This window comes from Sulfuricurvum sp., assembly GCF_023229695.1.
Classification (GTDB): domain Bacteria; phylum Campylobacterota; class Campylobacteria; order Campylobacterales; family Sulfurimonadaceae; genus Sulfuricurvum.
Genome location: NZ_JALNYS010000020.1, coordinates 1 through 20,222, shown reverse-complemented (window position 1 = coordinate 20,222; position 20,222 = coordinate 1). Strand labels below are relative to the sequence as shown.

Genomic DNA, 20,222 nt, shown 5'->3' with positions numbered 1-20,222 from the left:
AGCTTGCCCCGTTGGAGCGGAATTTATTGTTTATCGGTCACAATGTAAAGCTGTTCGTGCCCCAAACGTTTCAGAACATCCATCACACCGACAAAATTTTGAAACGCCGCCTCTTTGTCGCTGTAGAGTACCACCGTCATCTCTTTCCCCCCTGCCGTCACTTTTTGTTCAAACTGCTCCACACTCACCTGCTCTTTATCGCCGAGCCAAAGAGTACCGTCTTTTTTAATCGTCAGCTTGAGTTCGCTGGGCTTGTGCTCTGTCGCCGTCCCCTTGGCTTCGGGGAGATCGACGGGAATCAGCCCGGTTTTTATAAAGGTTGCCGTCGTCAATACCATGACCAGCAGCACCAGCATGATATCGATAAAGGGGATTACATTGATCGTATCGATCCGTTTCATTCTCATTTTTTCTCCTTAACTGATGTTATGCACTTTCTGGGCAAAGCCCATAAAGTGGCGGGGGCAATTTTTCCCCTGCACCCCCCTGAAGCTACCCGCATCTGTCGGATGCGCGAGAAATACTTCCCTTTGAAGCACTTGTCAGGGGGAGGTAACGCTATGTTTACTTCAGCAATAGGTTCACGTACCCTTGCGTACTTTACTATTCACCCCTGTTTTTTATGGATGTCGATTTCCCACAGCGTCAGGATACGCTCCATTTTCCGGAGAAGAATATTATAAAATACAATGGCGGGGATCGCAACAACCAGTCCCATCGCAGTCGCTTTCAATGCCAACGCCAGCCCCGTCATAATTTTTTTCGGATCGACCGCACCGACATCGCCAAGAGTGTAAAACGTGATCATAATTCCCAGTACCGTCCCCAGCAGTCCGACATAGGGAGCATTTGAACCGATCGTTGCGATGGTCGAGACATTATTCCCCAAATCGAGTTCAAGCTCCTCTTTGGTCTCATACTCGTTTGTACGAACAGCACCGAAAAACATCAACCGTTCAATAAACATCCACAACGATACGACGCTCATCAACACCAAAATACCGATGATGCCGTAATCCACACTATTGTGCGCCCAAACCAACCAACTGTTTTCCATTCTTATTCTCCCTTTTGTACTCTGCCTATTTTAAAACGCTTATTATACTATCCCGCTCTTGATTCAGAGTAAAAGAGGCTCTTCCTCCGAAACCGTTTTCCCCTTTTTCGCTTTAAGCGCTAAAGGATACCTATTTTTTAAATTCCAATGTGACGCAGGTCCCTTCCGAGGGTTTGGAATAGACGTGCAACACTATCCCATAGCGGTCACAATAGCGTTTTACAAGTCCCAAACCGATCCCGTACCCGGGCATCGTGTCGTCGTTTTGATAATAGCGTTCATAAATTCGCATCAAGGTGATCTCATCCATCCCAACTCCATGATCACAAATGCGTAAAATATTCTCTTCCAATGCAATATGGATATAAGCCGGAGGGGGGGAGTATTTCACCCCGTTTTCGACCAAATTATCGATCACTTTCCCCATACCGATCCGATCAAGCCGAACGTCACGCGAAGAGGTAGAGATCTCCCACGTCACGCTGGGGTACAAAGCGCGCAAAAATGCAAGCCGTTCGTGAAGCAGCTCGTTTAAATCAAACGTATCGACACTCTCCCTCTCCATCTGCTTTTTGATCAGATAATCAAGTTCGTTGTAGCGCTCTTTGAGCATCCCCACCGCTTGGGCGATCCTCTCAAGCCGTTTCCGGCTTTTTTCATCCGTATGAGTCTTGCGGAGCATCTCGACATTGGCCGTAATGGTGTTGATCGGTAAATTAAGTTCGTGCAGGGTCTCTTTGGAAAAAATCTCCAAATGGTCAAAATGCTCTTTGAGCGGTGTAATCGCTATTTTGGCCAAAATTGCCCCTGCGATCAGCGAAAAGGCTAAAGAGACAAAGAAGATAATCCCCCATCCCTCGATTTTTACAATTTGATGAACATAGTAGATACCGCTGACCAAAATTGCCGTTGCAATGATGTACAACGAGGTTAAAGCAATTTGGACACTACGGAACAAGTCGGTATCCCAGGGCGCGGACATTGACGATCCGTTCGCTTCCGATCTCTTGTTTGAGACGGTTAATGTAGACCCGAACCGCCCCCTCACTGACACTCTCCGATGCGCTCCAGAGTTCGTCCATAATCATCTCTTTGGTAACGACTTCACCTGCATTCCGGATAAAAAGGGCCATCAGCTGATACTCTTTTGGCGATAATGCGATTTCACTCCCTTCCAGAAAAACACTTTTATGCACCTCATCCAAGGATAAATTTCCGACGTTTTTTCGGCTTTTCCCCTTGCTGCGGCGCATTAAAGCCTGAATCCGTACCAACAGTTCATCCGTATCGAACGGTTTTTTGAGATAATCGTCCCCGCCGCATTCAAATGCCTTGGAGAGTATTTGCGTCTCTTGATGGGAGGTTAAAAAAATTGCGGGAGTCTCATCCGATGAGTCTCGAAGTTCTCGAAGCAGTGAGAGGCCGTCGATAAGGGGGACATTAATGTCAAGAAGATACAGGTCGAAGTTGTGTTTGAACGTCGCGTCAAGCGCTTCTTGACCGTTACGACACAGTGTGAGGGCATACCCTTCCTCTTCAAGCAGATCCTGGATCGATTCGCCAAAGAGCAAATCGTCTTCCAACAGCAGGATATTAATCGACACGCTCTAGATGCCATTTGAGAGTTTCACCCGCCTTCATCGGTACGACAGTACCGTAAATTTCAGGGACAATAAAATCCTCTTTGGTGAGGACAACTTCTTTGTACTCGGCACAAATACCGTAAATCCGCTGTGCATTATCACTGACGAAAGATTGAAGGTTGTCCAGCTTGTCGTGTTCTTCGAAAATCTCACACAAAAGCTGCAATGCGATCGGGGCGGTAAAAACCCCTGCTCCACATCCGCACGACTCTTTTGTATGTTTCGGATGAGGGGCGGAATCGGAACCGAACATCACTTTCGGATGGGCTTCCAAAGCAATTTTCAGTAAAGCGTCACGGTCATGAGGACGCTTAGCGATCGGTTTGCAAAACAGATGGGGACGCAACATCCCCCCTGCCACGTCGTCAAGGGTAATCATCAGATGGTGCACCGTGATCGTCGCATAAAGATTTTCATAACGGTCCAACATCGCTACGGCCTCGGCAGTCGTAATATGTTCCATAACAATCTTGAGTTTTGGAAAATTGGATGCCAGCATCTCATAAACGCTCATAAACTCCGTTTCGCGGTCCATCACAAATCCGTTCGTCTCTCCGTGTACTGAGAGGACGATCCCCAGATCGCTCATCGCTTCGAGCGTTTCGCGCATCGACTCGATGTCGAACGAGGCCACCCCCCCTTCCGAATTGGTCGTTACACCGCTGGGATAGAGTTTGATCGCAATAATCTCGTCTTGAATCTCTTCGAGAAACGCCCGCGTGTAGTTTTGGTAAAAAAGGGTCATATAGGGTTCGAAATCATCCCGTCCGATTGCATGTTTGATCCGTTTTTTATACGCTTTGACCATCTCCCCGGTCGTTACCGGAGGGACAAGATTCGGCATCACCAGCGCTCCGCTGAAGCTGTACGAAGTGAGCGGAGCCACGGTTTCAAGCATATCTCCGTCACGCAGGTGCAAATGCATATCAAGCGGCATTGTCAAAGTAACTGTTTTCATAAATTAAACCTTTTGCAATTGTATGTGCGCGTCAAGAATCAAAGGGGCAATCCCCTCCGGCGTACCGTTTCGAGCGGTCCATCGCCTCTCCCTCAGCTCATCTTCATCCGTTCCGTGATGACCGTTATGGGTACAGACCCATAAAATCCTTCAGGAGGAGAAAAAAAGATTATACAATGAGGTTGGTAAAAGTGTCTTTTTAGACGGGGGCAAAAAGCCCCGAAGAAGAGTAACGCAAAAGTGTTACAAGAGTGTTAAATCGCCCGTTTGAACTCCGGATAGGCTTCCAACCCGCATTCGCTGACATCCAGCCCCTGTTGCTGTTCTTCATCCGTTGCGCGGAATGCAATGACCTTATTAATGGCGTAGATAACGGCAAAAGAGACCGTAAATACAAATACCGCGATCTCGACAACCCCTTTGAGCTGATTGAAAAACGTTATCCCCTCCGCCGCATTCGCGGCAAAAATACCGACAGCCAGTGTCCCCCAGATACCGTTAATCAAATGAACCGACAGCGCCCCTACCGGATCGTCAATTCGAAAACGGTCAAACAGCGGTACCGCCACCATCACCAATACCCCGCCGATCAGACCGATCAGCAAAGAGTCGTAGAGAGTATACAGATGAGGACCCGCCGTAATGGCTACCAGTCCGCCGAGCGCACCGTTGAGAATCATCGTGATATCAAAAAGTTTGTAACGGGTATAGGTCACGATTCCGGCGGAAATTGCACCCGCAAGCCCCGCTATATTCGTATTGAAAATGGTCAGTGCAACCGAATCGGCTCCCTCTTTCGTCGAAATGGACCCTACCGAACCGCCGTTGAATCCAAACCATCCGATCCATAGCAGCATTGCCCCCAAAACAACCAACGGGATATTGGATGCCGGAATAACACGGATTTGATTGTTGACATAACGCCCCTTACGCGAACCGATCACCAAAATGGCTGCGAGCAATGCCCAACCGCCGGTTGAGTGGATGACGGTAGATCCGGCCAAATCGACCATATTCAAATCAAAAACCGTATCTTTAATCCAATCCATTCCCCAGCTGATATTGACGACGAGCGGATAAATAATCCCCCCCATGATGAGGGTAAATAGGGCTAACGGCAACAATTTTGCCCGCTCACCGACACCGCCGCTCATAATATTGATCGCTTTTCCGACAAACGCCATTTGAAACATAAAAAATGCCCATTTGCTCATCGTGGCACTTTGGAGCTCCCCGAATGCGAGAGAATAGCCGATTAAGATAAATGCCATGGATGCCACCGCATAAATCATAATATTGACCGTCAATACACTCGAAACGTTCTTGGTCCGGACCAATCCCGCTTCAAGCATCGCGAAACCGGGAACCATTAAAATAATCAGGGTAATCGAGAAAAGGGTAAAAAGGGTATCGATAACGTAAGCAGTATCCAATGCAGCACCTTTAATACGTAAGATAAAGGTGTGCATTATATATTCAAATTCTAGAAATTTAGAAGAAGTATTGATTATTTTTTAATCAATAGGATTAAATCGCCTCAATGTCCGTTTCACCCGTACGGATACGGACGATTTTAGCAATATCGCTGACAAAAATTTTGCCGTCACCGATTTTTCCGGTACGGGCCGATTCAACAACGGTATTGACCACTTGATCGACCATCGCGTCATCCACCACCATCTCCATTTTGATCTTCGGAAGAAAATCGACGACGTACTCAGCACCGCGATACAACTCGCTGTGCCCTTTTTGACGTCCGTACCCTTTTACTTCGCTTACCGTCATTCCGGTAATCCCGATCTCCGCCAATGCGTCTTTTACGTCTTCGAGTTTAAATGGTTTGATAACCGCTTCAATTTTTTTCATTATTTACTCCTTATAGGTTAAAGCCACGTTCACCGTGTACCGACTCATCAAGCCCTTGGCTCTCTTGCTCTTCGTTAACACGTGCACCGCCGGTGATTGCCATCGCAACATAGTAGACCACAACCGTACCGACCAAAGTAAAGAGGCCGACTACCAAAACCGATTCCAACTGAACCATGATTTGTCCCATACGGTCATCCGCATCTTTAAGCGGTCCTGACCACAACAACGCTTTGTCGTTCAGAGCAAAGATACCGGTAGCAACCGCACCCCAAAGACCTGCAAGGAAGTGAACCCCAAATGCATCCAAAGAGTCGTCGTACCCCAATTTTTTCTTGAGAACCGTGACTCCGAAGAAAGCGATCAACGCTCCGACGATACCGATGATAAAAGCACCTGAAACCCCTACGAAACCGGCTGCCGGAGTAATCGCTACCAATCCGGCAATCGCACCGGTTGCCGCACCGAGCAACGTCGCTTTCTTAAACACCATACTCTCAAGAATAATCCATGTAACCGTGGCTACCGCAGCCGCAATCGTTGTTGTCAAATACGCAACTCCGGCAATGGCGTTTGCACCGAATGCCGATCCGCCGTTAAATCCGTACCAGCCGAACCATAGCAATCCTGCACCCACTGCCGTCAAGACAACACTTGCCGGTTTCATAGCCGTTTTCGGATATCCCGCACGTTTGCCGATCAAAACAGCCAGTACCAAACCGGCCAAACCGCCGTTCATGTGAACAACCGTACCGCCGGCGAAGTCAAGGGCACCTTCGTTAAAGAGGTAACCGCCGCCCCATACCATGTGCGTAATCGGAGCATACACCACGATGGTCCAAATCGCCGCAAACACCATCCACGTCGAAAACTTCATACGCTCAATGACCGAACCGGCAACAATCGCAACCGTAATGGCAGCAAAAGTCCCCTGGAACACGACAAAAACAAATTTAGGATAGAGCTGACCCAGATCAACACTGGCAAATTCCGTCCAACTGATACCGCCGAGCATAAGATGACCGAAACCGCCGATCACTTGATTCATCGGACCTTCCATCGTTCCAAACGCGATAGAAAAACCGGCAATAACCCATGCGATAAAACCGACCGCAAAAGCGCCGAATACCATTGCATAGGTATTTAATACGTTTTTAGAACGGGTCATCCCGCCGTAAAACAACGCCAAACCGATCGGCGTCATTAACATGACCAACGCCGTCGACATCATCATCCAAGCCGTATCACCCGAATTCAGTACGGGTTCAGCCACAGCAGCAACGGCAGCAACAGCGTCATCTGCAAATGCCGCAAGGGGCAAAAGCAATAATGGTAAAATGAATCTCTTCATCTTCTTCTCCTTATTGTGTGTGATCAAAATCTCAACTACAATTCTACACGGAGATGAAAACGATTTTAGCCAACAATGTGATTAATTTTTAATCAGCACAAGAGATCAATAAAAATACTGCTGGATTTGAAGAGTTTTATATGCGGCAATAAAAAATCTATATAACTGATGTTACGCACTTTTCGGGTAAAACCCGTAAAGTGGCAGGGACCGGGGTCCCTACAACCCCCTAAAGCTACCCGCATCTTCCGGATGCGGGAGAAAATTCCCCTTGACGCGCTTACTAAAGCAAGGCGCGTAAGGTCAGTATATAACAAAGAAGAAAAAACATGCCCGAGCCCTTAGCTCCTGACACGCTAACACCCAGCTTAAATGGCTTCGCTATCGGTTTCGCCCGTACGGATACGGATAATCTGGTTGATATCGCTGACAAAAATTTTACCATCGCCGATTTTTCCGGTACGGGCCGCTTCAACGACCGTGCTAATAACCTGATCCATCATCGCATCGTCGACAACCATCTCCAGTTTAATTTTCGGAAGAAAATCAACGACGTACTCCGCGCCGCGATACAATTCGCTGTGCCCCTTTTGACGCCCGTACCCTTTTACCTCACTGACCGTCATCCCGGTAATCCCGATTTCAGCCAGTGCATCTTTTACGTCTTCCAGCTTAAATGGTTTGATAACCGCTTCAATTTTTTTCATAAATAGGAACTCCACATAGATGTTTAGGGTAATTGTAACTATATTTAATAATTTTAGCAACCGACAGGTTAGAAAAGCGGTTTTAAGGGGCGCTCATAATCTTTAAGGGGCAATCGGATATAATCAGCAACCTTATCTTCACTTTTGGGGACTGTATGAACGATCTGCTAGACAACAGCGAAATAAATGATATTAATATAGAAGACACCCTCAAGAGCAGTTATCTTGACTACTCGATGAGCGTTATTATCGGGCGCGCACTTCCTGACGTCCGTGACGGTCTTAAGCCGGTTCACCGCCGGATTCTGTACGCAATGGACAAGCTCAATCTTTCCGCCGGTGCAAAATACAAAAAATCGGCCCGTATCGTCGGGGACGTCATCGGACAGTATCACCCGCACGGCGACACCTCCGTGTACGACGCACTGGTCCGTATGGCCCAGCCGTTTGCTATGCGTATGCCTCTTGTCGACGGTCAGGGGAACTTCGGTTCCGTGGATGGTGATAACGCGGCTGCTATGCGTTATACCGAAGCCCGCATGACCCGCTATGCCGGAGAACTGCTCAAAGACCTCGACAAAGATACCGTCAACATGGTCGAAAACTATGACGGCACAACGTATGAGCCTGACGTTCTCCCTGCCCGGGTCCCGAATCTTTTGATCAACGGTTCTAGCGGTATCGCTGTCGGTATGGCTACCAATATCCCGCCGCATAATCCAAATGAAGTTCTCAATGCACTGATTTATCTTATGGATAACCCGAACGCATCACTTATCGACATCATGCAATTTATCAAAGCTCCCGATTTTCCTACGGGGGGGACCATCTACGGCAAAAAAGGGATTCTCGACGCTTACGAGAGCGGCCGCGGCCGTATCCGGGTCCGTGCCAAAACTCACATTGAGAAAAAAGCGAACAAAGACGTTATCGTTATTGATGAGCTTCCCTATCAGGTCAATAAAGCGCGCTTGATCGAAACCATTGCCGATTTGGTCAAAGACAAGTTCATTGAAGGGATCAGCGAGATTCGCGACGAATCCGACCGTGAGGGGATTCGTGTCGTTATCGAGCTCAAACGCGATGCGATGAGTGAAATCGTCCTCAACAATCTCTATAAATCGACCAATATGGAGACCACCTTCGGGATCATTATGCTCTCAGTATACAATCAGGAGCCGCGTATTTTTGCCCTCCTTGAGATGCTGAACCACTTTATCAATCACCGGAAAACCGTTATTATCCGCCGTACGATCTTTGACCTTGAAAAAGCCAAAGCACGCGCCCATATCTTGGAAGGGTTGAAAAAAGCGCTGGATCATATCGATGCGATCATCAAGCTGATCCGCGCTAGCAACGATACCGAAACCGCGAAAAACGGTCTGATTGAACAATTTGGATTTTCTCCGATTCAGGCACAGGCAATCTTGGACATGCGTCTTCAGCGCTTAACCGGCCTTGAGCGTGAAAAAATTGAAAACGAACTCAGAGAGATTTTGGCTCTTGTCGACTACCTAGAGTCCATCCTCCGCAGCGAAGAGGTCCTCAAAGAGATCATCAAAGGGGAGTTTATCGAGCTTGCAGAGCAGTTCACCGTTTCGAGAGCAACCGATATCGAAGACAATTACGACGATATCAATATCGAAGACTTGATTCCGAATGAGCCGATGATCGTTACGATAAGTCATCGCGGATACATCAAACGGGTTCCGTCCGCTGCGTATGAGAAGCAGCGGCGCGGCGGCAAAGGGAAAATTGCCGTTACCACCTATGAGGATGATTTTATCGAACGGTTCTATACGTGCAATACCCACGATACCCTGATGTTTGTCACCGATCGCGGTCAGCTGCACTGGCTCAAAGTCTACAAAATTCCGGAAGGGTCCCGTACGGCCAAAGGGAAAGCGGTCGTCAACCTGATCAACCTCGAAGCCGATGAGAAAATCCGTTCCATTATCCCGACAACCGATTTCGACGAAAACAAATCACTCGTTTTCTTTACCCAAAACGGAATCGTCAAGCGGACCGCACTCAGCGAATTTTCCAACGTCCGCAGCAACGGGGTTCGAGCAATCGTCCTTGACGATGATGACGCTCTAATCACCGCCCATATCGCGACCGAAGAGACCAAATATCTCTTCATCGTCACCAAATACGCACAATGTATCAAATTCGAAATTGACAAAACTCGCGATCAGGGGCGCAGTACCCGTGGGGTACGCGGTATCAAATTCAAAATCGAAGGGGACGTTGTCGTCGATGCCAATATCATAAAAAGCGACGAAGAAGAGATTTTGATGGTCAGCGAAAAAGGGATCGGGAAACGGACCACGGCCGAAGAATACCGCCTCACCAACCGTGCAGGTTCGGGGGTCATCGCGATGAAACTCAACGGCAAAACCGGTTCAACCGTTGTCGGATGTGTCATGGTCGATGAGACGATGGATCTTATGGCGCTGACCAAAGCGGGGAAAATGATCCGTGTCGACATGCAAACCATTGCCAAATCGGGGCGCAACACGAGCGGCGTCTATATTATCAAAGGGGATGACGTGAAGAGTATTTCCCGTTGTCCTAAAAATGAGGAAGAGGAGGAGGAAGGTGAAAATGAAGAGGGTATCCTTGTACTGGAATAATATTTGCTTAAATAAATCATTATTCCAAGAATTTCAAGGAAACCGAATGAGATTTTCTGCTTCACTCGCCCTATTACTGAGCCTCTCTGCCCTCCATGCAGAAGTCGCGATGACGACTGAGGCCCCCGCTTCGACGGTACGATGTGTCTACAGCGGCACCGACGGTCACTGTGTCGAACCGGTTTTAAAATCAGGCAGAGAGCTTGTTATCACTGTTCTGGGACAAGGGGTCGCCCCCTCGGTTACCGCTTCTCCGGCACAAGCCTACGCATTGGCCAAACGTTCGGCAATCGCCGATGGATATCGCCAAATTGCCGAACGGGTGCGCGGAGTGCAGGTGGAGGGGCAAGACAGTGTTAAAAACATGATGCTGGTCCAATCCAGTACCCGAACGTCCGTTGAGGCAACCGTCCGAGGCGCCAATATTTTAAATACAACCTTTAAAGAGGGGCTATGCGAAGTAGAAATGGAAATTGCCCTTTCGTATACGCAATTTTCTCGCTAGCTGCCGCTCTCTCTCTTTTGGCCGATGATTATCTCATCGGCTATCGGCTCACAACGCGCAACGCCCAAATAATCGACGAATCGCTAACCGTTTCCAAAGCGATGCTCCCCTGTCCCCGCGATCAAAAAACACCTCTTCTTCTCCGACGCGAAAACAATGAAACCATTGAAAGGCTACTCAAACGGGAGCAAACCCTTTTTTTAGAATACGCTTCCGTTCAGCCGATACGGCTGAAAAGCAACGAAACGCTTAACGGTACCGATATCAAAAGTCTCCAGACCCTCACCCTCCCGACGCAGTGCTATGCAGTCGAGTTTAATGATCGCTTGGTTACAATCACCCTACTGCAACACAATAATGAGAAATGAATAAGGAGAGATATGAAGATTGCCATCGTTGAAGATGACATCAATATGCGCAAATCGCTCGAAATTGCGATGGCCGAGTTCGATGCGTATGAAGTTCATACCTTTAAAAATGCCCGTGACGCCCTCAAAAAACTGGATGAAACGTTCGATCTCGTGATCAGCGATATCAATATGCCCGGGATGGACGGAATCGAATTTGTCAAAATTTTGGACGGGCGCTACGACGTCATTATTATCACCGGAAACGCCACCCTTACGCGTGCTATCGAATCCATCCAACTCGGAGTTAAGGATTTTCTCCTCAAGCCGTTTGAAATTGAAACCCTGATCGCCGCCATAGAACGGAGTGCCAAAATACGGGACAAGACCAAAAAAACCGTTCCGGCACCTAAACAAAACTCTATTTTCGAAGCCACCTCCGAACCCCTGGAGAAACTCTTAAAACGGACCTCCAAAGCGGCCATGACCGATGCGAGTATTATGCTCCTCGGAGAGAGCGGCGTCGGTAAAGAGGTTTTTGCCCGTTATATCCACGATCACTCCACCCGAATCTCCAAGCCCTTCGTCGCGATCAATATGGCGGCCATTCCGGACAATCTGATCGAAAGCGAACTCTTTGGCTTTGAAAAGGGTTCCTTCACCGATGCAACGGAGTCGAAAACCGGACAATTTGAACTGGCTGAGGGGGGGACGCTGTTTCTCGATGAAATCGCCGAAATGCCCTATCACCTTCAGGCAAAACTGCTCCGTGTCCTACAGGAGAGAGAGGTGCGGCGACTCGGTGCTTCCAAAAGCACAAAAATAGATGTCCGCATTGTCTGCGCAACCAATGCCGATCTCCATCAGAAAATCAGCGACGGAAATTTTCGCGAAGATCTCTATTACCGTCTCAATACCATCCCCCTCTCGATCCCGCCGCTTCGGGAACGGCGTGCCGAAATTCTCCCCATTGCCGAAGCGGTACTGAAACAGAATTGTTTTCAATACGGATTTGAGCCGAAACATTTCAGCGATGAGGCACGCGAAGCACTCCTTCACTACACATGGCCGGGAAATATCCGGGAACTCATCTCCGTCGTCGAACGCTCAGCCATCTTAAGCGACGGGGAAGAGATCGGCGTGGAAGACCTCTTTTTGGAAGCGAGAGGGTTCAAAAGGGGCTAAGCGTCACATTTACGTCACTGTTTTTTATTTTCGGTACAAAATAGAACTCCAATAGTTTTTTACAAGTCCGCTTTGGCTATAATCACCTTTCCAAAATGTCAAGGAAGATTGAAATGAAACGTTACAACGTCGCGATCGTCGGTGCCAGCGGTGCCGTCGGAGAAGAAATTTTACGTATTTTTGAGGAGATCGACTTTCCTCTCGCCAAACTCGTCCCCCTCGCAAGTGCCCGAAGTGCCGGTAATACCGTAACATTTAATAATCAAGATCTTATGATCCAAGAGCTCACACCGACTATATTTGACGAAGAACAGATCGAGATCGCCCTCTTCAGCGCAGGCGGAAGCGTATCCGCAGAATTTGCCCCCTACGCGGCAGCGGCAGGAGCGGTGGTCATCGACAATACGAGCCATTTTCGAATGGTTGAAGATATCCCCCTCGTCGTCCCCGAAGTGAACCCCGAAGATATCGCCCAATGGCGCAATCGCGGTATTATTGCCAATCCGAACTGTTCGACGATTCAAATGGTTCAAGCCCTTAAACCGCTGGATGATGCTTACGACCTTCAACGTATCGATGTCAGTACCTATCAGGCAACCTCCGGTGCGGGAAAATCGGCGATGGAAGAACTCGTTGAACAAATGCAGGCCTTTTTTGCGTTTAAACTCGATGATACCGAACCTAAAAAATTTCCTCACCGCATTGCTCTTAATGCCATACCGCAAATCGATTCGTTTACCGATAGCGGCTACACCAAAGAAGAGCTCAAAATGGTGAACGAAACACAAAAAATCATGCACAAAGATATCGAAGTGAGTGCGACCTGTGTCCGCATTCCGACATTGCGCGGCCATGCCGAAACACTGACTCTGACGTTTGACGGCGCGGTGGATGCCGAAGAGGCGCGCGAACTTTTGCGCAAAGCCCCCAATATCATCGTCCTCGATGAGCCGGAACAGAGTATCTATCCGATGCCTTCGCTTTGCATGGACCAGAACGAAACCTTTGTCGGACGTATCCGAAACGATCTCTACCGGGAAAATGTCCTTCATATGTGGGTTGTTGCCGATAACCTGCGTGTCGGTGCCGCCACCAATGCCGTCCGTATCGCCCAAAAATGGGTTGAGATGCAGGGGGTATAGAGATGAATTTTATTGAAAATATCTTTGAACACGGCCTTTGGAGCTCACGATTTATCATTATTTTAGCCGTAGTCTTTGGATTGCTGGGGGCAATCGTCCTCTTTGCTATCGCTAGTTTTGATATTTTTTACACAGCTTCGTATGTCATTGACACCTATCTTACCCATGCTCATCCGGAGGGCTTCCACGAAATAGTAGTCGGCGGTATTATCGGCGCGGTTGACTTGTACCTGATCGGTGTCGTTATGATCATTTTCTCGTTCGGTTTGTATGAGCTTTTTATCTCCGATCTTGATCCGGCAAAAGATGAAGACGGAAGTGAAAATCAGCTGCTGGCGGTCCATTCGCTCGATCAGCTCAAAGATAAAATCTCGAAAGTCATTGTTATGGTTCTCGTCGTCGGGTTTTTTCAAAAAGTCGGGCGTACCGAGTTTAGCAGTGCCCTTGAGCTTCTGTATCTGGCACTCTCAATCACGGCGGTTGCGGTAGGTCTTTACTTTCTCAGCAAAGTCGGTCATCACGACCATTGAACTCTGCCCTTCTGAGGCAGGAAATTATTTTTAACACCCACTTAATCTTTAAGGAGCACTAATGAGTAAAATTTTTGTTGATGCATGTTTTGGAAAAGAGACCCCCTACACACCGGTATGGATGATGCGTCAGGCTGGACGTTATCTTCCCGAGTATATGGAAGTACGTCGTCGTGCCGGAAACTTTTTAAATCTATGCCATGCCCCGGACATGGCCGCTGAAGTAACAATCCAGCCCGTTGATCTCGTCGGTGTTGATGCTGCGATCCTTTTCAGTGACATTTTGGTTGTCCCCAATGAGATGGGGATGAAACTCGATTTTCTAGCAGGAGAGGGGCCGGTTTTTGAAAAACCGATCGTGAATGAAGAAGATTTAAACGCCCTGGCCGGCGGAGACGAAGCCGCATCCAAATTGTCCTATGTCTATGAAACGATCAAAATATTGCGGGCGCAGCTTGATGCGCGTGACGATGAAAAAGCGCTGATCGGTTTTACCGGAGCCCCCTGGACCCTCGCTACCTACATGATCGAGGGGCAAGGGACCAAAACCTATAATATCTGCAAAAAGATGATGTACTCCAATCCGGCACTTCTCCATAAAATACTCAAAAAAGTGACCGAAGTGGTCAAACTCTACATGGAAAAACAGATCGAATCCGGTATCGACGTCGTCCAGATCTTCGACAGCTGGGCCGCAGCGATTGAGCCGAGCAAATACGATGAGTTTTCATGGAGCTACATGGTGGAGATCGCCGAGTATTTAAAAGAAAAATACCCGCATATCCCCGTTATCATGTTCCCCAAAGGGATCCCCGCATTTTTGGATAAAGTGTACGGAAACTTCGATGTATTCGGAGTAGACTGGAGCACCCCGATGGCTCTGGCCAAAGAAAAACTGGGCGATCGTTATGTCCTTCAAGGGAATATGGAACCGTGCCGTTTGTACTCCAAAGAGGAGACAACCGCATCGGTCGAAGAGCTTCAGGCGATTATGGGGGGCAAACGTCATATTTTCAACCTGGGTCACGGAATCCTCCCCGATGTACCGGTTGAACATGCCAGACACTTTGTTGCCGAGTGCCAAAGAGTGAGTAAAAACGCCTAATATGAGTACGATTTTCGGTCCCATCCACTCACGCCGCTTCGGCGTCTCTTTGGGGATCGACCTCTCCTCCTCTGCCAAACAATGCAATTTTGACTGCCTTTACTGTGAGTTGGCGCCCGCCCGCCCTCTTACCCGGCAACACACGGTTACGCCGGTCGAATCCATTTTACAGGAGCTTACGGACGCCCTGTCGCAGCATCCAAACATCGATGTCATCACCCTGACCGCTAACGGTGAACCGACCATGTATCCCCATCTCCCAGAGCTTATAGCGCACCTCAATGCAATCAAGGGGGAGAAAGAGCTTCTCATCCTCTCCAACAGCGCCTGCCTGAACGATGAAGCAGTTTTCAACACCCTTCTCCGAATCGATCAGGTAAAACTCTCCCTCGACGCCGCGACACCCGAAATTTTTAAAAAAATCGACCGTCCCGCCGAAGGGATCACGATCGAAGCGATTATTGAGAACATCCGACGTTTTTCGAAACGTTTTAACGGCAAACTCTTTATCGAGATTCTCTTTGTCCGAGGGGTCAATGATACCGCTGAAGAGGTCGCTTCGCTGAATAAAGCGCTGCAAACCATACAATGTACCCGTATCGATATCGGAACCGTTGATCGTCCCCCCGCATACGGCGTTCAAGGACTTGAATTCAACGAGCTCTATGCTCTTTCTCAGCAGTTTGATCCTGCACTCCCGATCCATATCGTCTCACGTACCCACGCTTCGTGTACACCGAGCCGTTACAGCCGCCAGGAGATCCTCTCAACTTTGGACAAACGTCCTCTAACACAAGAGGATATTAACGCCCTCTTCGATGACGAATCCAAAAACCTCCTTCAAACGCTTATTCAGGAAGACGAAATTGCCCCTTTGGAACGCTCAAATATCATTTTTTACGTTCCGGTAAAGAATATTCACCGAAAATCCCCGAAAAGAGGCTAATTTTCTTGACATTACACTCTTCATACCGTATAATTACGCCCTCATAAACATTCCGGATTAGCTCAGCGGTAGAGTAGGTGACTGTTAATCACTTGGTCACTGGTTCGAATCCAGTATCCGGAGCCACTTTATGATTTTCTTTCTTTTTTATTCCGGATTAGCTCAGCGGTAGAGTAGGTGACTGTTAATCACTTGGTCACTGGTTCGAATCCAGTATCCGGAGCCACCCCTTATAAACCCAAAAAATAGCCACTTTCAAAAGTAAAACTTTCAAAATTGTGCCCACTGTGCCCATTTTTCATTGCAAAAATAAAATCCAAAGCTATAATATTTTTATATACTAAAATTTTTACTCTTTTAACGAAAAACAGGACTAAAAAGCTTACTGTGCCCAAATCGTGCCCAAACGTGTCAAAAGGTAACTATAGAAAAGTCGCTCTCTTCTTCTGATCTTGCTTTCGATACTTCGCATACATCTGTAAAGTCATAGAAGTATCCGTATGCCCAAGCATGTGAGAAACCCATAAAATATCTTCCCCATGTTCGATCATAACCGTCGCAAAAGTGTGACGCATTTGGTAAATTGTTCGATACTCGATCTCTACTTTTTGCAGTAGATTTTTCCAATGTGTATTTCGAATCCGTTTAATGTCATAGTAATGCGTAAGCTCACGATTCAAAAAAACATAACTCTCATACTGACCAGTTCTTTTATATTGATCTTCCAAATATGGAAATAATTGATCGAGTATTTCTATCGTCCTAACACTGCTTTGAGTTTTTGGTGTAGACGTTTTCCCCATTTTTATCGTTCGCTTAATCGAAATTTCACGACGATCAAAATCAATATCCTCCCAACGCAAACCGATCATTTCACCACTACGCATACCCGTTAAGAATCCAAGGGCAACAAATGCTTGTATATCACCCTCGCCGCTTTTGATAATTTTCATCATTTCATCCAAAGTAAAGGGCTTAACCTCTACCTTTTCAATTTTAGGCACATTTACCATAGTCAACGGATTTTTATCAATAATCTCATCTCGTAAGGCATCTTGAAAAAACATATTGAAAACGGCTCTAATACTTCGGACACGCCTTGGCGACAATTTATCCAAAAGTGTATTTTGCCACAATGCAACATCTGATGGTTTAATACGATCTATCCGCTTATCCGCAAAATATGGATTAATGTGCAATCTCAATGATGATTCATAATCATACGAAGTCGTTAACTTACGATGATGACTATGAAGTTCAAAACTAATCTTTGCGTACTCTTCTACGGTCGGAATATCGGACTTTTTATTTTCAAAGAATGTTCCCGAATTCAACTTGCATTGAATCTCAGGGAGTATGACATTTTCGGCTAATTTACGATTAGCTTTTGTATCATCAAGATTAAGGCTTCTACGATACCTTTCTGACTGATAATAAAATGTTATCCACAACTTGCCGTCGCGACTGGTGAGTTTCATCGGTTTCCTTTCCGACCACCCAAGAGTCAATCGCAACTCTATCAAAAAGAATTTTACCTGTTTGATTATGAAAATGAATCCCCTCAATCAAGTATTGATCTTTGATTTTGTAAATACGATCTTTTGAGTAACCTAAATATTCTGCAACTTCTTTGACATTTAGCCAACGTTTTGCATTTGAATCACTAAGTGATCTTTTGAGCAATGCGATATCTTCTGCAATCTGTTTGATCAGATTAATATTTTCCATTTCAATCATACTATGCCGCCTTTCCGTTGTAGGTTCCATGCTTTTGTAAGTTGCGTTGAATATCTTGCACGGTGTACAAAGTAATGTTTTCCGATCTCATAAACAAAAGTTCATCACCATCCCATATCTCCATGATCTTGTCATCATCAAGACGTGCCAATACTTGGAGGCTGTCCCCTTTGCGAACTTGGGTTAAACCGTAGAGGCTGAAACGATGGCTTAACAATCGGTAGAGATACATAGGAGCCATTGAGCGACTGGAGCAAAAGCGATTTACACGGTGTTTGACATACCATGCATTAATGTATTGATCGGTTTCGCTAATTTGCTCTTTAGACATCGGTAATGTCTTGTTGATGTACTTCATGATGTAGCTTGATGCACTTTTGATGTTCTTCTCAAACTTGTTACCGACTTGAAGAAATAAGCGGTTAAAAGCGACTTCCACACGATCAATCCGATCTTTAGGAATGAATAACAGAATATGCGTGTGCGGTGTACCGTCTTTGTGCGGTTCATTGACACGGTAATACATTCTCTGAGCCTTTGTAAGTTCTTTAAGCGAACGGTCTTGGCGGAGCTTGGCAAATTGCTTTGTGAGAATTTTAACGGCCTCTTTAGGTGTTGTCCCGTTGTATTTTGGATTCGGTACGAGTTTTCCGTTGTGTTGCTTCATTTCATGAAACTCGCTTGGTAGTGTCATTGTTAAGAAAATAGGGGTTAAACCTGCATTGGTCGCTTCACGCTCTAGCGTGTTAATACGGTTTTGAATTTCACCGTAATAGCGTTGGGGGTTATGGTTTGATGAGACAATACAATCTTTGAGAGAGAATGTTTGTCCCGTCTGCTTATTCGAAACATAACTGAATTCTAAGAAGTTTCTTTGACGTTGAAGTTTCTCACGAACTGTCACTAAATCATTCTCGTTCAGACCGTATGTTTTGACAATGTCCACAACTTTTTTATAAGTAGTCAAGGAAGAAGAGCCGAATACGTCGGAAGAACCCTTACGGGGGCAAAGCCCCAGACTGGTTCTCACCGACAGATCGGCAACATGATTTACAGACTCTTTTAGGGATAATTGAGTATTATCCATTTTGTTTCCTTTCTAGTAAACTGGAGACGCCGTAGGGGGTTCTTATCTTGGCGGATTGACCCTCTATGCGCTCAAATAAATATCTAACGCCTTCTCTTCGTTCAGTTGTTACCCCGTTACGTTCTTCGCTTTGCTCAGACTTTCGCAACGTGGCTTTATTTCACGTAGAAACTTACCTGACTTTTTGACACAACATCACATTTGACCTGTATTTTTTGACCGATCTGCGTTTCATACTCTTTTACTCGTGTATCCGGTATCGAAATATCTTGCATATCATTTTTAACAGAACCGTTCTGTAATTCGCTCTCGATGAGCAACTGCAACTTGTGTTTACCTTGGGATACTTCTCCCGTCTCTTTGTCTTTAAAATCGTTGCTTTTGTAAATTGACAACAACATGCCTTCGATAATTACTTTCATTCTGATCTCCGTTTTAGTTCTTTTTCCAATGCAGAAACCGCAATTACAAGCGATTCAACCTCATTTTTAGTCGCATGATTTTTAGGTGTATTCATAAATGCCCCATTTTCATCATATTGTAAACTCGATTCAAGGTCTGAAAGTTTCCAACTCAGATTCTCCAATTTTTCACTTATCTGCAATGTGCTTTCTTGGTAGTAAGGGTTTCGTTTCACTTCCTCCATTGCAGCTTGAAGCAATCCATTTATAAAAGCTGTCATACTCACACCATTGTATTTACAGAATTCTTCTACTTCTTCTTTACGTGAAGATGGTATTTGTAGATTGAATCCAACTTTTTTCTCTTCAGAACCCTTTGCAATGTCAAGCGCTCTAAACACATCCATTGTATTTCCTTTGTGTATATTTATAAGGCACATAGTAATTGTACATATTTTATGTATAGCTTGTCAATAGTATTTATTTATTTCTAAATAAAAAACAGCAAATATTATTTTTTACACTATAATATTTTTACTTTTTTTATATCAGGTAAATAGATGGGTATATACGATCGAGACCATAGGCAAAATGACCCTTGGAAGAAAAAGAATGATTCTTTTGAATTTAATGAATCAAAAGGTGAAATAGAAATAGACCAAAATAGTTCAACTCAAACATCTTTTAAAAATCATAAAACTACTAAAATAAGCGAAGAAGCAAAAGCATTTAATACAGCAAATAAACATAGAAGAATGCAAAAACAATTTGATGACCAACAAAAAATCAAACTTCAACAATTTAAGCAAACATGGAAATTAGAAGAACCAAAAGTAAAAGGCTTTTCCTTTCTTTCATGGATATTGGCCCTTTTGGTTATACTTGTAATATTTAAAGGGCACCTCTAAGAACCTCTTCTAGAGATTCCCAAATGTACCCAGTTGATTTTTTTGACTTTCTTTCGTTTTGAGTCCGAGGAAAGTTGGATGAAATTACTGATATTGAGTATGAAATCTCAG

General features: G+C 45.9%; 23 protein-coding genes and 2 tRNA genes. 11 read left to right on the top strand and 14 right to left on the bottom strand.

The annotated features are described in order from the left end of the window. Positions 1–23 precede the first annotated feature (23 nt). The 9 genes from M0P91_RS13100 to M0P91_RS13060 form a co-directional block, all read right to left on the bottom strand. Positions 24–407, bottom strand: a complete 384-nt coding sequence (locus M0P91_RS13100) for a biopolymer transporter ExbD (protein ID WP_295068275.1) — start codon at positions 405–407, stop codon at positions 24–26. 200 nt (positions 408–607) lie between these two features. Next, positions 608–1,057, bottom strand: a complete 450-nt coding sequence (gene exbB, locus M0P91_RS13095; protein ID WP_295068272.1) for a TonB-system energizer ExbB — start codon at positions 1,055–1,057, stop codon at positions 608–610. Positions 1,058–1,187: 130 nt separating this feature from the next. After that, positions 1,188–2,039: a HAMP domain-containing sensor histidine kinase gene (locus M0P91_RS13090; protein ID WP_295068269.1), complete on the bottom strand. Its 852-nt coding sequence runs from the start codon at positions 2,037–2,039 to the stop codon at positions 1,188–1,190. Then, positions 2,005–2,661, bottom strand: coding sequence for a response regulator transcription factor (locus M0P91_RS13085; RefSeq protein ID WP_295068266.1), 657 nt, complete (start codon positions 2,659–2,661; stop codon positions 2,005–2,007). The genes M0P91_RS13090 and M0P91_RS13085 overlap by 35 nt, the downstream gene beginning before the upstream one ends. Beyond that, complete coding sequence (gene pyrC / locus M0P91_RS13080; RefSeq protein ID WP_295068263.1) at positions 2,651–3,658, bottom strand: dihydroorotase; 1,008 nt, start codon at positions 3,656–3,658, stop codon at positions 2,651–2,653. Before pyrC ends, M0P91_RS13085 begins: the two co-directional genes overlap by 11 nt. 254 nt (positions 3,659–3,912) lie before the next feature. Continuing rightward, on the bottom strand, positions 3,913–5,091 hold the full coding sequence (locus M0P91_RS13075) for an ammonium transporter (protein WP_295068261.1): 1,179 nt from the start codon (positions 5,089–5,091) through the stop codon (positions 3,913–3,915). Between the two features lie 94 nt (positions 5,092–5,185). Beyond that, on the bottom strand, positions 5,186–5,524 hold the full coding sequence (locus M0P91_RS13070) for a P-II family nitrogen regulator (protein WP_295068258.1): 339 nt from the start codon (positions 5,522–5,524) through the stop codon (positions 5,186–5,188). Positions 5,525–5,534: 10 nt separating this feature from the next. Next, the gene (locus M0P91_RS13065) at positions 5,535–6,875 is read right to left on the bottom strand and encodes an ammonium transporter (RefSeq protein ID WP_295068255.1); all 1,341 of its coding nucleotides are present in this window, start codon (positions 6,873–6,875) and stop codon (positions 5,535–5,537) included. A gap of 368 nt (positions 6,876–7,243) precedes the next feature. Beyond that, the gene (locus tag M0P91_RS13060; protein ID WP_295068252.1) at positions 7,244–7,582 is read right to left on the bottom strand and encodes a P-II family nitrogen regulator; all 339 of its coding nucleotides are present in this window, start codon (positions 7,580–7,582) and stop codon (positions 7,244–7,246) included. Between the two features lie 155 nt (positions 7,583–7,737). Here M0P91_RS13060 and gyrA point away from each other — a divergent pair, with 155 nt between their 5' ends. From gyrA to M0P91_RS13010, 10 genes are all read left to right on the top strand, one after another. Further along, a complete protein-coding gene (gene gyrA, locus M0P91_RS13055) occupies positions 7,738–10,218 on the top strand; it encodes a DNA gyrase subunit A (protein ID WP_295068249.1) in 2,481 nt (826 codons plus the stop codon). 46 nt (positions 10,219–10,264) lie between these two features. Further along, positions 10,265–10,723 (top strand): LPP20 family lipoprotein, encoded by a 459-nt coding sequence (locus tag M0P91_RS13050; RefSeq protein ID WP_295068246.1) that lies wholly within the window; start codon positions 10,265–10,267, stop codon positions 10,721–10,723. After that, positions 10,672–11,091 carry a hypothetical protein gene (locus M0P91_RS13045; RefSeq protein WP_295068243.1) on the top strand — a complete coding sequence of 140 codons (420 nt, stop codon included), beginning with the start codon at positions 10,672–10,674 and terminating at the stop codon, positions 11,089–11,091. Before M0P91_RS13050 ends, M0P91_RS13045 begins: the two co-directional genes overlap by 52 nt. A gap of 12 nt (positions 11,092–11,103) precedes the next feature. Beyond that, complete coding sequence (locus M0P91_RS13040; protein ID WP_295068240.1) at positions 11,104–12,255, top strand: sigma-54 dependent transcriptional regulator; 1,152 nt, start codon at positions 11,104–11,106, stop codon at positions 12,253–12,255. Between the two features lie 113 nt (positions 12,256–12,368). After that, on the top strand, positions 12,369–13,397 hold the full coding sequence (locus M0P91_RS13035) for an aspartate-semialdehyde dehydrogenase (RefSeq protein WP_295068235.1): 1,029 nt from the start codon (positions 12,369–12,371) through the stop codon (positions 13,395–13,397). 2 nt (positions 13,398–13,399) lie between these two features. Next, entirely contained in the window at positions 13,400–13,927 is a 528-nt protein-coding gene (locus M0P91_RS13030) for a YqhA family protein (RefSeq protein WP_295068232.1), read from the top strand. Positions 13,928–13,988: 61 nt separating this feature from the next. Beyond that, positions 13,989–15,032: a uroporphyrinogen decarboxylase gene (hemE, locus tag M0P91_RS13025; protein ID WP_295068229.1), complete on the top strand. Its 1,044-nt coding sequence runs from the start codon at positions 13,989–13,991 to the stop codon at positions 15,030–15,032. Position 15,033: 1 nt separating this feature from the next. Then, a complete protein-coding gene (locus tag M0P91_RS13020) occupies positions 15,034–15,978 on the top strand; it encodes a radical SAM protein (RefSeq protein ID WP_295068226.1) in 945 nt (314 codons plus the stop codon). Positions 15,979–16,029: 51 nt separating this feature from the next. Next, positions 16,030–16,104: transfer RNA gene (locus M0P91_RS13015), tRNA-Asn, on the top strand. A gap of 25 nt (positions 16,105–16,129) precedes the next feature. Then, positions 16,130–16,204: transfer RNA gene (locus M0P91_RS13010), tRNA-Asn, on the top strand. Between the two features lie 196 nt (positions 16,205–16,400). Here M0P91_RS13010 and M0P91_RS13005 read toward each other — a convergent pair. The 5 genes from M0P91_RS13005 to M0P91_RS12985 form a co-directional block, all read right to left on the bottom strand. Beyond that, positions 16,401–17,456 (bottom strand): site-specific integrase, encoded by a 1,056-nt coding sequence (locus M0P91_RS13005; protein ID WP_295068223.1) that lies wholly within the window; start codon positions 17,454–17,456, stop codon positions 16,401–16,403. Beyond that, positions 17,389–17,715 (bottom strand): helix-turn-helix domain-containing protein, encoded by a 327-nt coding sequence (locus M0P91_RS13000; protein WP_295068220.1) that lies wholly within the window; start codon positions 17,713–17,715, stop codon positions 17,389–17,391. Before M0P91_RS13000 ends, M0P91_RS13005 begins: the two co-directional genes overlap by 68 nt. A gap of 1 nt (position 17,716) precedes the next feature. Further along, positions 17,717–18,802 carry a replication endonuclease gene (locus M0P91_RS12995; RefSeq protein WP_295068216.1) on the bottom strand — a complete coding sequence of 362 codons (1,086 nt, stop codon included), beginning with the start codon at positions 18,800–18,802 and terminating at the stop codon, positions 17,717–17,719. A 155-nt stretch (positions 18,803–18,957) separates the two neighbouring features. Then, entirely contained in the window at positions 18,958–19,224 is a 267-nt protein-coding gene (locus M0P91_RS12990) for a hypothetical protein (protein WP_295068213.1), read from the bottom strand. Beyond that, positions 19,221–19,610 carry a hypothetical protein gene (locus M0P91_RS12985; protein WP_295068210.1) on the bottom strand — a complete coding sequence of 130 codons (390 nt, stop codon included), beginning with the start codon at positions 19,608–19,610 and terminating at the stop codon, positions 19,221–19,223. Before M0P91_RS12985 ends, M0P91_RS12990 begins: the two co-directional genes overlap by 4 nt. Before the next feature lie 153 nt (positions 19,611–19,763). Between M0P91_RS12985 and M0P91_RS12980 the strand changes: the two genes are divergently transcribed. After that, positions 19,764–20,111, top strand: a complete 348-nt coding sequence (locus M0P91_RS12980) for a hypothetical protein (protein WP_295068207.1) — start codon at positions 19,764–19,766, stop codon at positions 20,109–20,111. The last annotated feature ends 111 nt before the right edge of the window (positions 20,112–20,222 follow it).